The sequence below is a fragment of the uncultured Intestinimonas sp. genome (assembly GCF_944387245.1).
Classification (GTDB): Bacteria; Bacillota; Clostridia; order Oscillospirales; family Oscillospiraceae; genus Intestinimonas.
In genome coordinates this window covers 1-13,673 of record NZ_CALXEE010000065.1, presented here as the reverse complement: position 1 = coordinate 13,673, position 13,673 = coordinate 1, and the positions used below count along the sequence as shown (strand labels likewise).

Genomic DNA, 13,673 nt, shown 5'->3' with positions numbered 1-13,673 from the left:
GACGAAGTGCGACGCAGCAGGCTGCAACCCTTCGAGCACGTGCTTGCACGTGCGAGAGAGCCTGTCGACTTTGCCGACAGGCTCGGCGATTCATCCATTTCAATCGAAAGGAGGTCTCCGTCCATGGCCCACCGTCTGGGTTTCGCCGGCAAAAAGCTCCTGCGCATGGTACTCCTCCTGCTGGGTGTGAGCCTGGCGGCCTTTCTCCTCATGTCGGCCTCCCCCCTGGACCCCTTACAGACCAACGTGGGTCAGGCCGCACTGGGTACCATGAGCCAGGAACAGATCGCCCAGCTGGAGGACTACTGGGGGGTCAACGACCCGCCTCTGGAGCGGTACCTGGGCTGGCTCACCGACGTCCTCCACGGGGATCTGGGGACCTCCCTCCTCTACCGTGTCCCTGTTACCCAGGTCCTGGCGGAGCGGCTCAAGAACTCTTTATGGCTTATGGCCGCCGCCTGGGTCCTCTCCGGAGTGCTGGGCCTGCTGCTGGGCGCCGTGGCCGCCGCCTGCCGGGGCCATTGGCCTGACAGGCTCATCCGGAGTTGGTGCCTCCTCATCTCCAGCACCCCCACCTTCTGGCTGGCCATCCTCCTCCTCATGGTCTTCTCCGTGTGGCTGGGCTGGCTGCCCATCGGCCTCTCCGCCCCCATCGGTGCCCAGGCCAGCGCCGTCACCCTGGCTGACCGGCTCCGCCACGCCATCCTCCCCGCCATCACCCTCAGCGTCACCGGCCTTGCCAACATGACCCTCCACACCCGGGAAAAGCTCTGTGACGTGCTTGAGTCGGACTACGTCCTCTTTGCCCGGGCCCGGGGGGAGACCACCATCTCCATTCTCTGGCATCACGGCCTCCGGAACATGGCCCTTCCCGCCATCACCCTTCAGTTCGGGTCCATCAGCGAGATCTTCGGCGGCTCGGTGCTGGTGGAACAGGTCTTCTCCTACCAGGGACTGGGCCAGTGCGCCGTGACGGCGGGACTGGGCAGCGACCTCCCCCTGCTGCTGGGGGTTACCGTTGTGAGCGCCGCCCTGGTCTTCGGCGGCAACCTCATCGCCGACCTGCTCTACGGCGTGGTGGACCCCAAGATCCGGGCCAGGGTTCGGGCCCACAGCCGGAAAGGAGGCGCATAGCATGGGCCGTCTCCTCAACCAGCGGCAGCGGGCTCTGCTTCTCTCCGCCTTCGCCGCCCTGGTCCTGCTGGCCGTGACCGTGGCCGGGCTCCTCCTCGCCGACGCCGCCGTGGTCACCGACTTCTCCCGCAAAAACCTGGCGCCCTGTCTGGCCTACCCCTTCGGCACCGACTGGATGGGCCGGGACATGCTCTCCCGCACCCTCACCGGTCTCTCCCTGAGCATCCGCATCGGGGTGCTGACGGCGGCGGTGAGCGCCGTGGTAGCCTTGGCGGTAGGAACCGCCGCCGCCACCCTGGGCCGCCGGGTGGACGCCGTCCTCTCCTGGTGCATCGACCTGGTCATGGGCATCCCCCACATCCTGCTGGTCATGCTCATCTCCCTGGCCTTTGGCAAAGGCTTTGTGGGCGTGGTGGCCGGTGTGTCCCTGAGCCACTGGACCTCCCTGTCCCGGCTCCTCCGGGGCGAGGTTCTCCAGCTCCGGGGCGCCCCCTACGTACTGATGGCGGAAAAGCTGGGCCGCACCAAGCTCCAGGTGGCCCGGGATCACCTGCTCCCCCACCTGCTGCCCCAGTTCCTCACCGGCCTCATCCTCCTCTTCCCCCACGCCATCCTCCACGAGGCCAGCGTCACCTTTCTGGGCTTCGGCCTCTCCTCGGAGCAGCCCGCCATCGGCGTCATCCTCTCCGAGAGCATGAGCTACCTCACCACCGGCAAGTGGTGGCTGGCTTTCTTCCCCGGCCTGGCCCTGGTGGCCACGGTGGCCCTCTTCGCCCTGCTGGGGGACCGGCTCCGCCGTATCCTGGACCCGGCCACCATCCATCAATGAACAAGGAGGCTTGCCCATGACCCCCCTTTTATCCGTGGAGCACCTCTCCATCTCCTTTATTCAGTATGACCGGGGCACCCGCCGCCGCATCCTCCCCGCCATCCGGGACTTGGACCTCACCATTGACCGGGGGCAGGTGGCGGCGGTGGTGGGCTCCAGCGGCTCGGGCAAGAGTCTGCTGGCCCACGGCATCCTGGGCATCCTCCCCTACAACGCCCACATGGAGGGGACCATCACCTATGACGGCGCCCCCCTCACTCCGCAGCGGGCCGCCGCCCTCCGGGGGCGGGAGATCGTACTGGTGCCCCAGTCGGTGAGCTATCTGGACCCCCTCCGGAAGGTGGGCCCCCAGGTGGGACGGGACAAAAAAGCCGTCCGGGCCGTACTGGACCGGTACGGCCTGGGGCCGGAGACCGAAGGGCTCTACCCCTTCCAGCTCTCCGGCGGCATGGCCCGGCGGGTCCTCATCTCCACCGCCGTGGCCGCCTCCCCCGCCCTGGTCATCGCCGACGAGCCCACCCCCGGCCTGGACGTCCGGGCGGCAGGCCGCATTCTGGGCCACTTCCGGGAGCTGGCCGACGCCGGAGCCGGGGTTCTCCTCATCACCCACGACCTGGAGCTGGCCCTCACCATCGCCGACAAGGTGGCCGTGTTCTACGCCGGTGAGACGGTGGAGGAGGCCCCCGCCGGGGACTTTGACCAGCTGGAGGACCTGCGCCACCCCTACACCCGTGCCCTGTGGCGGGCCCTCCCCCAGCACGGCTTCCACCCCATTCCCGGCACACAACCCTACCCCGGCGCCCTGCCGGAGGGCTGTCCCTTCGCCCCCCGGTGTCCTAAGTGTACGGCGGAGTGCGGTGGAGAGGTGCCCTACCGCCCCCTGGACGGCGGTTTCGTCCGCTGCCTCCACCCGGAGAGGGGGAATGCCTCATGATCCTGGAAGCCAAAGATCTCACCTTCCGCTACCATCCCAAGGGTTCCGCCGTCATCGAACATCTGGACCTCACCCTTCAAAGCGGAGAGCGGTTGGGTGTCACCGGTCCCTCCGGCCGGGGCAAGACCACCCTGTGCCGGCTTCTGGCGGGCTACGACCGGCCCGACGCCGGTGAAGTGCTCCTGGACAGCAAGCCCCTCTCCACTTACCGGGGCTACTGCCCGGTACAGATGGTGTGGCAGCACCCCGAGCTGGTGGTGGACCCCCTGCGCACCCTGGGCGCCACCCTGGCCGAGGGCTGGGCGGTGGAGGAGCGGGTCCTCACCGGCCTCCACATCGAGCCCGGCTGGCTCACCCGCTATCCCTCCGAGCTATCCGGCGGCGAGCTCCAGCGGTTCTGCGTGGCCCGGGCCCTGGGGCCCGCCACCCGTTTCCTCCTGTGCGACGAGCTCTCCGCCATGCTGGACCTCATCACCCAGGCCCAGATATGGTCCTTCCTTCTGGAGGAGGCGGAGCGCCGGAACCTGGGGCTCCTCATCGTCAGCCACAGCGCCCCCCTGCTGGAGCGGCTGTGCACCCGCACCCAGGCCCTTTGAGAAAGACAGCGCCCCGGACCACATACGGTCCGGGGCGTCCTTTCATTTTGGCATCCCATCGGGGCTGCTTCACATGGTGAGGGCCTGTTTGCCGCAGGAACCTGCCTTCTGAAAGGCGTGGTCCAGCAAAAAGGCCACCCGGGGCAGGTAGCCCAGGTCCTCCAGCAGGGTAAAGAGGGGAAAGAAAATAGCCATGGGGGGCAGCATCACCGCCGTCACCCAGGCCAGGGTTCGGTAGGCCCCCAGCACCAGGGCACCGTGGAGCCAGTCAGGAGCGCCCAGATACATAAAAAGGTCGGTGAGCCGGTCCTGGACCCAAAAGAGGCCCTTTGACAGCAGGTCAGAGGGCACCTGGGCCCCGGCAATGGTGATCCAGAACACCAGAGCCAGCAGCGCCAGCATAGCGGGGACGCTGGTGAACCGCCCGGTGAGGAGACGGTCCAGCTTTCGGCCCCACTTTGGTCCGCCGCCGAGACCCTTTACCGTCTCCCGGGCCAGCTCTGTCCCCCGGCGGATCTGGGCGGCTGCCACCGCCTCCTGGAAGGCCGGCCCTGTGAGTCCGGCCTCCTTCAATACCTTCCATGCCTCCGCCAGGGCGACAGCCACCTCTCTCTCCTCCCGCAGGTCCCGGCCCAGGGCGGCCTTCATGCTGTCCATCAGGCCGGGTTCCCCCTCCAGCAGGGAGAGGGCCACCCATTTCCCGGGAAGGCCCGTCTCCCCCACCGCGCCCTCCACCAGGGCGGCGGCGGCCTCCACCGCCGCCGGATATGCCGCCGATGCCGGGTGAAGCTCCGCCCGGCCCTCGATGACGGCCTCCACCGCCGCCATGAGGGGCTCCAGGCCCTCCCGCCGCCCGGCGGAGGTGCCCACCACCGGCACCCCCAGCCGGGTCGAGAGTCCGGCCAGGTCCACTTCCAGGCCGTTTTTCCGGGCCTCGTCCATCAGATTGACGCACACCACGGTTCTGGGCTGGACCTCCAGCACCTGGAGCACCAGCCCCAGGCTCCGCTCCAGCGCTCCGGCATCGCACACCACCACCGCGGCGTCCGCCCCGCCGAAGCACAGCAGGTCCCGGGCGGCGGCCTCCTCCGGGGATTTGGCCAGGAGGGAGTAAGTACCGGGCAGGTCGGCCAATAAGTAATCCTGACCGCGGCGGACATGGCGGCCGGTGGCCCCCGTCACGGTCTTTCCCGGCCAGTTGCCGGTGTGCTGCCGGAGACCGGTAAGGGCATTGAAGAGGGTGGATTTGCCCACATTGGGGCTGCCCGTCAGGGCCACCACCCGCTCTCCCGGCCGCCGCTCCAGCCAAAATGCCCCGCCGGTCACAACGCACCCTCCGGCTCCAGGGCCACTGCGGCGGCGTCCTTGGCCCGCAGGGCCACCACACAGCCCCGGAAGGCGTAGGCGCCGGGGTCGCCGGCGGGCGCCCTGCCCCGGCAGGTCACCCAGGTGCCGGGGATGAGCCCCAGGTCCAGGAGACGTCGCCGCATGGCACCCTCTCCGCCCACCTCCACTACTTGGGCCCGGACGCCCTCGGGCAAATGATCCATCGAAAGCTGTTTTCCCATGCTCACAGCTCCATTCCACAAAGATGATGGGCCAGGGACCGGACGGTCCCCGCCGTCCTATCCTATGCGGCAGAGGACCCCGCCGTCTCTTCTCGAGACAACGGGGTCCTCTGTTTTGCTTCAGTTGACACGGGCACGCAGCTTGGCGTTGAGCTTGGTATAGATTCGCTCCCGGAACCAGGGCTCCGAGGAGGCCGCCACCGCCTCGGCCAGCCCAAACCAGCCCACGGCGCTGTTCTCGTCCGGCTTGACCGCCAGGGGCTCGGCGTCGTCGGCCTGCAGCAGATAGGTGACGTTGAGATGGAGGTGGGAGGGCACATACCGCCCTCGTTTTTCATGGCCGTCCACCGTCAGGATCTCCAGGGAAAAGAGGTCCTCCGACACCGGACGCACCGATGTAAGGCCGCTCTCCTCCCCCACCTCCCGGAGGGCCACCCCCAGGAGATCCCGGTCCCCGTCGGCGTGTCCCCCCAGCCAGGACCAGGAGTCATAGATGTTGTGATAGCACATGAGGACCTTGGTCCGGGTGGGGTCGGTGACCCAGGCTGAAGCGGTGAAGTGGGCCGTCTCGTTCTCCCGGGTCCACAGGTCCTGCCCGGACCTGAGCATGCTCATCAGCACCGCCCGGTCCCGCTCCTCCTGTTCGTTCCAGGGCGTGTAACCTTCCAGCTGTTCCAGCAGATTTTTCATAAACCCACCTCAATCCAATACCGTTCTGTGAACCTATCCCCCTCGGGGACCCGATTCTCCAGGACCCCGCCGCCTGACCGGATGGTCCGGGCGGAGGCCTCGTTTTCGCTGTCGCAGGTTACCAGAACACGGTCAAGTTGTAATTCTTTACATTTACTCAGCGCCAGCCTCAGCATCTCCTTGGCATATCCCTTCCGGCGCTCTCCGGGCCGGACGCTGTAGCCGATGTGACCACCGAACTGAAAGAGGTAGTCATTGAGCGCATGGCGGATGTTGACCATGCCCACCAGCCTGCGGTCGGACCGGCGAACGGCCAGGAAGGTGTCGGCGGGCACCCGCCCGGGCCGCACCGTATCGGGACCGGCATCCGCTCGGAGATCGGCCAGCCAGTGTGGGAAGTCTGCCGCCGCACCCAGGTCGGCGGTGCCGTCCAGGTGGTCGCCCCATTCCTCAAATTCGGTTTTATACGCCCAGACCGCCGCCGCCCAGCACTCATCCGGCGGGATCAACTCCAGGCGATCTCTCTGCTCCGTGCTCACAGCTTCTCCAGCTCCCCTTCGGCCCGGACCAGATCCGCTCGGATGGAAAGGCTCTGGGGGCACTTTTCCTCGCAGGCGCCACAGCCCACGCAGTTCCGGGGGCGTTCCTCCTCGTCCATATCCTTCCATTTAAACCGGGCCCGCTCCCGGTTCTGGTACATAGCCCAGTCATTCCACAGCCGGAAGGTGCCGGGGATGTCCACTCCTGCCGGACAGGGCATGCAGTACCGGCAGCCGGTGCATCCGTTGCGGACCTTTTGGCGGAAGAGGCTCGCCGCCTGCTCCACCGCCGCCCGCTCTTCCTCGCTCAGGGGCTGGAAGGCGTTGAAGGTGGCCAGGTTGTCCTCCACCTGGCCCATGGTGGACATGCCGGAGAGGACGGTCATAACGTTGGGCAGACTGGCCACCCACCGGAGGGCCCAGGAGGAGGCCGACGCCTTGGGACGGAGCGCGGTAAAAACATCCATCACATCTGCCGGAGGCGCTGCCAGAGAGCCGCCTTTGACCGGCTCCATGATGATGAGGGGAACCCCCAACTCCTCGGTAAGGCGGTAGCCCTGAAGCCCGGCCTGCTCTTCGGTGTCCATGTAGTTGAGCTGGATCTGGCAGCAGTCCCAGCTCCGCGCCGTAAGGATCTCGCGGAACTCCTCATAGCTTCCATGGAAGGAGAAGCCGAAGTGCCTAAAGTCCCCCGCCGCCTGCCGCTCCAGGCACCAGTGCACTACGCCGGTGTCCAGCATCTCGTGCCATCGGGCGCCGTTGAGGTTATGGAGGAGGTAAAAGTCCAGATAGTCCTTCTGGAGCCGTTCCCGCTGCTCGGCGTAGATCCGCTTGGCATCCTCCAGGGAGTGGATCAGTGTGGTGGGCAGCTTGGAGGTAAGATAATAGCTCTCTCTGGGGTAGTGCGCCAGGGCCCGGCCCATAAACGCCTCGCTCTTGCCGTTGTGATAAAAATAGGCGGTGTCAAAGTAGTTGACCCCGCTCTGATAGGCCCGGTCCAGCATGGCCATGGCCTGCTCCTCGTCGATGGCACCGTCCTCCAGGGTGGGAAACCGCATGCATCCAAAACCCAGCAGGGACGGCTCTACGCCCAACTTCTTCTGCGCTCTTCGTTCCATATGGCAAACCTCCTGTACACTCTGGGCACTCCGCTCCAGAACATATTGGTTTATTTTATCACATGCCTTAGTTGCCGTCTACATATCTTAAAGGAAAGGAAAGAGAGGTGGAGCAAATGGGGTGCTGCCGAGGTGGTGGTTCTGGAAAGGGCGGAGAGGAATTGGCCTTGCTGGCTGTGACGGCAGCCATCCGCCTCGCTCAGGGACGGAGCACCGATGAATTGGGTGTGATGGCCGCTTTCTTTACCGTTTTGGGCGATCAGTTGGGGCTCATTGCCATATGTCGTGACCAGGGCGGTAAGGAAGGGCCGTGCGGAGATGTAAAATCTTCGTAATTACGTTGCGCCAGCGGAAGAAAACGAGTACAATATGCGATAAGAATCTCAAGAAAGCGGGGATCCCCTATGCTCTGCGGTATCGTAGACCTCGGCTCCAACACCATCCGTCTGTCCATCTACCACTGCGATCAGGGTCAGTTCCGCCTGCTCATGCACAAAAAGACCATGGCAGGACTTGCCGGCTATGTCCAGGAGGGGGTCCTCTCCGACAGCGGCATCCTGGTAGCCTGTCGGACCCTGGCGGGCTACCGCGCTCTGCTGGACAACTTCAGCGTCTCCCACATGCATGTCTTTGCCACCGCTTCCCTCCGGAACATCTTCAACACCGCTGAGGCGGTGGAGACCATCCGGGATGTCACCGGCATCCAGGTGGAGGTCCTCTCCGGCGATGAGGAGGCCGCCCTCTCCTTCCGCGGCGCCGTCCTGCCCGGCGGGGTGAGCACCGGCGTGCTGGCCGACATCGGCGGCGGCTCCTTTGAGCTGGTGAGCTATGAGGATATGTCCATCTCCTCGGCCTGCTCCCTACCAGTGGGCTCTCTCTCCCTCTATACCCGGTTCACCGATGGTCTATTCCCCACCGCCGACGAGTGCCGGGAAATGCGCCGTTTCGTCAACGAACAGCTGGAGAAGGCCGGTGCCGTCCAGATCCGGCGCAAACACCTGTGCGGCGTAGGCGGTACCGTCCGGGCCGTGGCCAAGCTGTGCAACGACGTCTATGGGCGGGACCCGGAGCTGCGGACCATGTCCGCCCAGGAGCTCAAGGACCTCTACAAGCTGCTGAAAAAAGGGGGCCGGGATACCCTGCGCCAGCTGCTCCGCTCCGCCCCTGACCGGGTCCACACCCTGCTCCCCGGCCTCATCATCCTCAACGCCATCGTCAAGACCTGCGGCGTAGAGACGGTGGAGGCCTCTGCCGCCGGTGTTCGGGAAGGCTACCTTATGGACCGTGTCCTAAAAATCTGAGAGGAACTGGAACATGTCTGACCAACATTACGATTACAGCTTCACCCAGGAGCGGGAGCTCTCCTGGCTCCGCTTCAACGAGCGGGTCATGGAGGAGGCTAGGGACGAGTCCGTCCCCCTCTTTGAACGGCTCAAATTCGCCGCTATCTTCACTAGTAACCTGGACGAGTTCTTTATGATCCGGGTGGGGTCTATCTATGACCTCACTCTGGTGAAGAAGACCCACGTGGACAACAAGAGCGGCCTCACTCCCGCCCAGCAGCTGGACGCCATCTTCGCAGCGGTGGGCCCCCTCTACAAACAGCGGGACAAGCTGATGGCACAGCTGGAGACCCGGCTGCGGACCTGCAATATCTGCTCCCTCTCCCTCTCCGAGCTGGATGTGAAGGAGCGCAAACAGTGCGACCGCTATTTTCGGGACTACATCCTGCCCATCCTCTCCCCCCAGGTGGTGGACACCCTCCACCCCTTCCCCCACCTGCCCAGCAAGTCCCTCAACATCGCCGTGGAGCTGCGCCGGGGCGGGGAGACCTCCTTCGGCGTGGTACCCATTCCCCGGAGCCTTCCCCCCTACCTGCGCTTGAGCGAGCGTGGGGTGCGCTACATCCTCACCGAACAGATCGTTCAGGCCCATGTGGAGGAGATCTTTGACCAGTACCAGGTGGTGAGTCGGGCAGTGATCTCGGTGACCCGGAACGCCGACATCTCGCCCGAGGACGAGGACTACGACGTCAACGACGACTACCGCCAGCACATGCGTAAGGTGCTCAAAAAGCGCTCCCGGCTGGCCCCGGTGCGGCTGGAGATTCAGGGTACAGCCAGCGACGCCCTGGTGGAATATCTGTGCCAGCGGCTGGAACTCACCCCCGCCCAGGTCTTTCGCTCCAAGTCCCCCCTGGTTCTCAGCTATGTCTACGCTTTGGAGGGGCTGCTGCCCGAGGAGAGCAGGGCGGCCCTGTGCTATCCCCCCTTCTCCCCCAAGGCGCCCGCCGGTCTGATCCGCGGGGAGAAGATCATCCCCCAACTCCTCCGCCACGACGTTCTCCTCTTCTATCCCTTCCACTCCATGGACCCCTTCCTGCGCCTGGTGAAGGAGGCCGCCAACGACCCCGCTGTCCTCTCCATCAAGATCACCATCTACCGCCTGGCCTCCAAGGCCAAACTCATCGAATACCTGGCCGCCGCCGCTGAGAACGGCAAGGATGTGACGGTACTCATGGAGCTGCGGGCCCGGTTCGACGAACAGAACAACATCCAGTGGGCGGAGCGGCTGGAGGAGGCAGGCTGCACCGTCATCTACGGCTTTGAGGGCTTCAAGGTCCACTCCAAGATCTGTCTCATCACCCGCCGGGAGCGGGGGCACATTCAGCAGATCACCCAGGTGGGTACCGGCAACTACAACGAAAAGACGGCCAAACTCTATACCGATCTCTCCCTGATGACGGCCAATCCCGCCATCGGCGCCGACGCCGCCGCCTTCTTCCAAAATATCTCCACTGCCAATCTGGACGGGGAGTACCGCCTCCTGCTGGTAGCGCCCCACAGTCTCAAACCCCGGCTCATGGCCCTTATTGATGGGGAGATCGCCAAGGCAAAGGCCGGTCAAAAGGCCCGCATCTTCATCAAGTGCAACTCGGTCACAGACCGGGAACTCATCGATAAACTCTCCGAGGCCAGCCAGGCCGGGGTGGACATCACCATGAATATTCGGGGCATCTGCTGTCTTCGCCCCGGTGTTCCCGGAAAAACCGACCGCATCAAAGTCTTTTCCATCGTAGGCCGATTCCTGGAGCACCCTCGTATCTTCGTTTTCGGCACCGGTGACGACGCCAAGGTCTACATCGGCTCCGCCGACTTTATGACCCGGAATACGGAGCACCGGGTGGAAATCGCCTGTCCCATCCTGGACCGCTCCATCCGGGAGCAGATCCGCCACTATGTGGAAGTTCTCTGCTCTGACAACGTGAAGGCCCGCATCATGGGCTCCGACGGCCACTACTTCCACGTCCCCGACCACGGGGAGCCCCCGGTGGACGCCCAGGCCGTCTTTATGGCCGAGGCCACCGCCAAGGAGCCTCTGGAAGGGCCTGCCGCCCCCGCTCCCGCCGCCCGGAAGAGTCTGTTCTCCGCCCTGGCCCAGCGGCTCCTGGGGCACCGGTAAGGCGCAGAAAGTCCGCCGTTTCTCCAAACGGCGGACTTTTTTCTGTCTCCTACTCCATGGTGACTGCGGCATCTGTCGCAACGATGTTCACATAGGTGTGTCCCCGGCCCAGGACCAGAGGAGCGCCGTCCTGGGTGGTATAGGTCAAGGGGCTCTCCCGGTCTGGCTTGCTCCAGCGGATGGGGACAGCCAAGCCGCCGCAGGCAAACCAGCCCTCTCCCTCGCCTACCACATCCACATCCATATGGCCCAGGCTGTCCCCGGTATAGCGGCAGCGGGTCCACACCACGATGACGTTGGTCACCGCTACCTGCTCTCCCGTGTTGTCATCCACATAGGGGATACCATACTCCTCCACCAGATAGGCCTTCTGGTCCTTGTCATAGACAAAGATTCCCGTCTTATAATTGGAGAAGGGCACCGTCACCACCGACGCCGGGCTCCCCCCGGCCGGGGTGCCGTCATCGGCAAAGATCAGGCCGGCATCGTAGCCCTCCTCATGCTCCAGGCGGAGTCCTTCCGGAAGGTTGGCTAGGATGGAGGCCCCGGTGGCCACCACACTGTGCTCATAGCCATTCTCCCTCCGGCGGTCGGCGTCCCGCCACATCATATTGCTTTCAGGGTTCTTGCCCAGATAGGGTCCCCGGACAGCATCGAAGTGATCCACATCCCAGCTCCGCAGGTCGCTGTACGCCTGCTCACTGCCGCCGGCGTGGATGAAAAGGGCATCATGGCCCAGGGCCAGCTCGATGTAATAGGGCCGGGCGGAGCGGACGGACCCGATCATACCCACGTCCTCTACCGACTGATACACCCCCAGCATCCGGGTAATGCCGCCCTCAGCCACCACCTCATAAATGATGTCCGCCTGGGATTGGCCTAACTGGGGCAGGGCCTGCTTCAGATTGTTGAGCATGATAGCCACCGGCCGCCGGGCGGCGGTCTCGGCATCGGCGGGCATCCCACTGAGGGGGTTGACGGGACCGTTGTACGGAGTGGGCGTGGGCGTCACAGTGGCCATGGGCGGCGGTGAGGTATGCACCGGTGCAGGTGTGGGAGAGGGCTCACTCTCTCCGACTCCGCAGGCGGTGAGACACAGCAGGGCGGTCAGGCACAAAGCTGACAGGACAGGTCCTCTCATATCGTCGCCTCCATCCAGTATGGTACTCTCATCTTACCCCCGCCCCTTCCCCCTGTCAACCGCCGCCTCGACAGCCTTCGGGCAAAATTCACTCTTGTTCCGGTCTTGCTTTTTCGGTATAATATATTGTTAGGGTGGGCCATCTCGGCCCGCTCCCCATCCGGAGCACTGCTCCGGCCAAGCAAGGAGGTACGCCATGGCTCGCGTCGGATTCATCCACGATAAGCTGGACATCAAATTCCTGGTGCTTTACATCATGTCCCGTGTGGTGGCACCCATCGACATGCCCACCCTGACCGACCTCACCATGTGCGACGAGGGAGTGGACTATTTTGCCTTTGCCGAGGCCGTCCACGAGCTGGTGGACACCGAACATCTGCTGCTGGAGGACGACCTCTACTCCATCACGGAAAAGGGCCGGAAAAATGGCGCCATCTGTGAGAGCAGCCTCCCCTACTCCATCCGGGTCAAATGCGACAAGAATGTGGCCAAGCTCAACAGCCGGCTGCGCCGGGACGCCCAGGTCCGCTCCGAGCGCATTCCCCGTGGGGACGGCACCTTCACCCTGGTGATGGCTCTGGACGATGAACACGGCAATCTCCTCACCATTGAGATGCTGGCTGCCACCGAGCAGCAGTGCGACCGTCTGGCTGAACAGTTCAAAGCTCACCCTGAGCAGATCTACAACGGCGTGCTGGATGTGCTGCTCACCGACTTCGACGGAAAGGAGCAGAGCTGATTGGAGATGCCAACACTGATGGGACAGCCCATTACCCTGCTGTTCCTCTATTTTATCTTCTACTCCTTCTGCGGCTGGCTGTGGGAGACCTGCTACTGTTCCATCAAGGAGCGACACTACGTCCCCCGAGGCTTTCTGTACGGACCGGTCTGCCCCATCTACGGGGTAGGCTTCCTGCTGATGGTCCTCTTTTTCGCCCCCTTCAAGGATAATCTGGTGGTCTTTTACTTCGTGGCTGTCATCGTCATGACGGCCTGGGAATACTTTGTAGGCTGGTTTCTGGAGACCACCACCCATATCAAATACTGGGATTACAGTGACCGCCGGTTCAACATCAAGGGCCGGGTGTGCCTGGAAGTGAGCCTCTTCTGGGGTATCATGTCCTATGTGGCCGTCTTTCTCATTCACCCTCCGGTGGCGCGGCTCTTTGCCCGGATGCCCGACTGGCTCCAATACACCGCCTGCGGCGCCTGTTTCTCCCTGCTGCTGGTGGATACCGTCACCACCATCCGGAAGCTGGCCCTGGTTACCAAGGCCATGGACCGGCTCCAGACCGCCGGCGACGAACTGCGGCTCCAGATGGCCCTGGCCCGGGCCGATCTGGGCGACAACCTGGAAGTGGTGGGCGAGGAGCTGCGTGCCCGGCTGGATGACGTCCGGGAGAATCTCTCCCCTGCCAATGCCCAGCGGCTGGATCGACTGATGTCCGATTACGACGAACTGCTGGAGCGTGCAGAGCACATGAGCCGCCGGTTCCGCAACCGCTACCGCCACATGACCTCCCGCCGCTATGCGCTGGATGACGTCCGGGCCTATGGCCGTCAGTGGCGGGCCTCCATCCAGGCCGCCAAGAAAGCGCGGAAAGCTGAAAAGGCCGCCAAGAAGGCCAGTAAAGCCTGAGCCGTTTGTCCAAACAGGATAAA

15 protein-coding genes are annotated in these 13,673 nt (G+C 64.3%); 9 read left to right on the top strand and 6 right to left on the bottom strand.

Annotation, left to right across the window (positions count from 1 at the left end; translation table 11 throughout):
* The first annotated feature begins 123 nt into the window (after nt 1-123).
* Genes Q0K15_RS08760 through Q0K15_RS08745 form a run of 4 tightly spaced genes read left to right on the top strand, consistent with a single transcriptional unit; the run spans nt 124 to nt 3,493 of the window.
* Nucleotides 124-1,134 (top strand): ABC transporter permease, encoded by a 1,011-nt coding sequence (locus tag Q0K15_RS08760; protein WP_294515353.1) that lies wholly within the window; start codon nt 124-126, stop codon nt 1,132-1,134.
* 1 nt (nt 1,135) lies between these two features.
* The gene (locus tag Q0K15_RS08755; protein WP_294515351.1) at nt 1,136-1,963 is read left to right on the top strand and encodes an ABC transporter permease; all 828 of its coding nucleotides are present in this window, start codon (nt 1,136-1,138) and stop codon (nt 1,961-1,963) included.
* Nucleotides 1,964-1,979: 16 nt separating this feature from the next.
* Nucleotides 1,980-2,897, top strand: coding sequence for an ABC transporter ATP-binding protein (locus Q0K15_RS08750; RefSeq protein ID WP_294515349.1), 918 nt, complete (start codon nt 1,980-1,982; stop codon nt 2,895-2,897).
* Complete coding sequence (locus Q0K15_RS08745; RefSeq protein ID WP_294515347.1) at nt 2,894-3,493, top strand: ATP-binding cassette domain-containing protein; 600 nt, start codon at nt 2,894-2,896, stop codon at nt 3,491-3,493. The genes Q0K15_RS08750 and Q0K15_RS08745 overlap by 4 nt, the downstream gene beginning before the upstream one ends.
* A 69-nt stretch (nt 3,494-3,562) precedes the next feature.
* Here Q0K15_RS08745 and Q0K15_RS08740 read toward each other — a convergent pair whose 3' ends face one another.
* The 5 genes from Q0K15_RS08740 to Q0K15_RS08720 all read right to left on the bottom strand — a co-directional run bounded on the left by Q0K15_RS08740 (nt 3,563) and on the right by Q0K15_RS08720 (nt 7,408).
* Complete coding sequence (locus Q0K15_RS08740) at nt 3,563-4,819, bottom strand: FeoB small GTPase domain-containing protein (RefSeq protein ID WP_294515345.1); 1,257 nt, start codon at nt 4,817-4,819, stop codon at nt 3,563-3,565.
* Nucleotides 4,816-5,061 carry a FeoA family protein gene (locus Q0K15_RS08735; RefSeq protein WP_294515343.1) on the bottom strand — a complete coding sequence of 82 codons (246 nt, stop codon included), beginning with the start codon at nt 5,059-5,061 and terminating at the stop codon, nt 4,816-4,818. Before Q0K15_RS08735 ends, Q0K15_RS08740 begins: the two co-directional genes overlap by 4 nt.
* A gap of 120 nt (nt 5,062-5,181) precedes the next feature.
* Nucleotides 5,182-5,751, bottom strand: a complete 570-nt coding sequence (locus tag Q0K15_RS08730) for an NUDIX hydrolase (RefSeq protein WP_294515340.1) — start codon at nt 5,749-5,751, stop codon at nt 5,182-5,184.
* A complete protein-coding gene (locus tag Q0K15_RS08725) occupies nt 5,748-6,290 on the bottom strand; it encodes a GNAT family N-acetyltransferase (protein WP_294515338.1) in 543 nt (180 codons plus the stop codon). The genes Q0K15_RS08730 and Q0K15_RS08725 overlap by 4 nt, the downstream gene beginning before the upstream one ends.
* On the bottom strand, nt 6,287-7,408 hold the full coding sequence (locus tag Q0K15_RS08720) for an aldo/keto reductase (RefSeq protein WP_294515336.1): 1,122 nt from the start codon (nt 7,406-7,408) through the stop codon (nt 6,287-6,289). Before Q0K15_RS08720 ends, Q0K15_RS08725 begins: the two co-directional genes overlap by 4 nt.
* A 116-nt stretch (nt 7,409-7,524) precedes the next feature.
* On the opposite strand from Q0K15_RS08720, the gene Q0K15_RS11145 reads away from it, so the two are divergent.
* The 3 genes from Q0K15_RS11145 (at nt 7,525) to ppk1 (ending at nt 10,870) form a co-directional block, all read left to right on the top strand.
* A complete protein-coding gene (locus tag Q0K15_RS11145) occupies nt 7,525-7,743 on the top strand; it encodes a DUF6774 domain-containing protein (protein WP_365933703.1) in 219 nt (72 codons plus the stop codon).
* Between the two features lie 69 nt (nt 7,744-7,812).
* Complete coding sequence (locus tag Q0K15_RS08715) at nt 7,813-8,709, top strand: phosphatase (protein WP_294515334.1); 897 nt, start codon at nt 7,813-7,815, stop codon at nt 8,707-8,709.
* A 13-nt stretch (nt 8,710-8,722) separates the two neighbouring features.
* Nucleotides 8,723-10,870, top strand: coding sequence for a polyphosphate kinase 1 (gene ppk1 / locus Q0K15_RS08710; RefSeq protein ID WP_294515331.1), 2,148 nt, complete (start codon nt 8,723-8,725; stop codon nt 10,868-10,870).
* 49 nt (nt 10,871-10,919) lie between these two features.
* Here ppk1 and Q0K15_RS08705 read toward each other — a convergent pair whose 3' ends face one another.
* Complete coding sequence (locus Q0K15_RS08705; protein ID WP_294515329.1) at nt 10,920-12,011, bottom strand: DUF3048 domain-containing protein; 1,092 nt, start codon at nt 12,009-12,011, stop codon at nt 10,920-10,922.
* 196 nt (nt 12,012-12,207) lie between these two features.
* On the opposite strand from Q0K15_RS08705, the gene Q0K15_RS08700 reads away from it, so the two are divergent.
* Together Q0K15_RS08700 and Q0K15_RS08695 are read left to right on the top strand one after the other, a co-directional pair.
* On the top strand, nt 12,208-12,750 hold the full coding sequence (locus Q0K15_RS08700) for a DUF4364 family protein (protein WP_294515327.1): 543 nt from the start codon (nt 12,208-12,210) through the stop codon (nt 12,748-12,750).
* Between the two features lie 6 nt (nt 12,751-12,756).
* Nucleotides 12,757-13,650: a hypothetical protein gene (locus Q0K15_RS08695; RefSeq protein WP_294515355.1), complete on the top strand. Its 894-nt coding sequence runs from the start codon at nt 12,757-12,759 to the stop codon at nt 13,648-13,650.
* Nucleotides 13,651-13,673 lie beyond the last annotated feature (23 nt).

Coding starts and splice junctions, on each gene's coding strand:
- Q0K15_RS08730 (WP_294515340.1), bottom strand. CDS start 5,751: ATGAAAAATCTGCTGGAACAGCTGGAAGGTTACACGCCCTGGAACGAA.
- Q0K15_RS08750 (WP_294515349.1), top strand. CDS start 1,980: ATGACCCCCCTTTTATCCGTGGAGCACCTCTCCATCTCCTTTATTCAG.
- Q0K15_RS08735 (WP_294515343.1), bottom strand. CDS start 5,061: ATGGGAAAACAGCTTTCGATGGATCATTTGCCCGAGGGCGTCCGGGCC.
- Q0K15_RS08700 (WP_294515327.1), top strand. CDS start 12,208: ATGGCTCGCGTCGGATTCATCCACGATAAGCTGGACATCAAATTCCTG.
- Q0K15_RS08745 (WP_294515347.1), top strand. CDS start 2,894: ATGATCCTGGAAGCCAAAGATCTCACCTTCCGCTACCATCCCAAGGGT.
- Q0K15_RS08705 (WP_294515329.1), bottom strand. CDS start 12,011: ATGAGAGGACCTGTCCTGTCAGCTTTGTGCCTGACCGCCCTGCTGTGT.
- Q0K15_RS08755 (WP_294515351.1), top strand. CDS start 1,136: ATGGGCCGTCTCCTCAACCAGCGGCAGCGGGCTCTGCTTCTCTCCGCC.
- Q0K15_RS08760 (WP_294515353.1), top strand. CDS start 124: ATGGCCCACCGTCTGGGTTTCGCCGGCAAAAAGCTCCTGCGCATGGTA.
- Q0K15_RS11145 (WP_365933703.1), top strand. CDS start 7,525: ATGGGGTGCTGCCGAGGTGGTGGTTCTGGAAAGGGCGGAGAGGAATTG.
- ppk1 (WP_294515331.1), top strand. CDS start 8,723: ATGTCTGACCAACATTACGATTACAGCTTCACCCAGGAGCGGGAGCTC.
- Q0K15_RS08715 (WP_294515334.1), top strand. CDS start 7,813: ATGCTCTGCGGTATCGTAGACCTCGGCTCCAACACCATCCGTCTGTCC.
- Q0K15_RS08695 (WP_294515355.1), top strand. CDS start 12,757: ATGCCAACACTGATGGGACAGCCCATTACCCTGCTGTTCCTCTATTTT.
- Q0K15_RS08720 (WP_294515336.1), bottom strand. CDS start 7,408: ATGGAACGAAGAGCGCAGAAGAAGTTGGGCGTAGAGCCGTCCCTGCTG.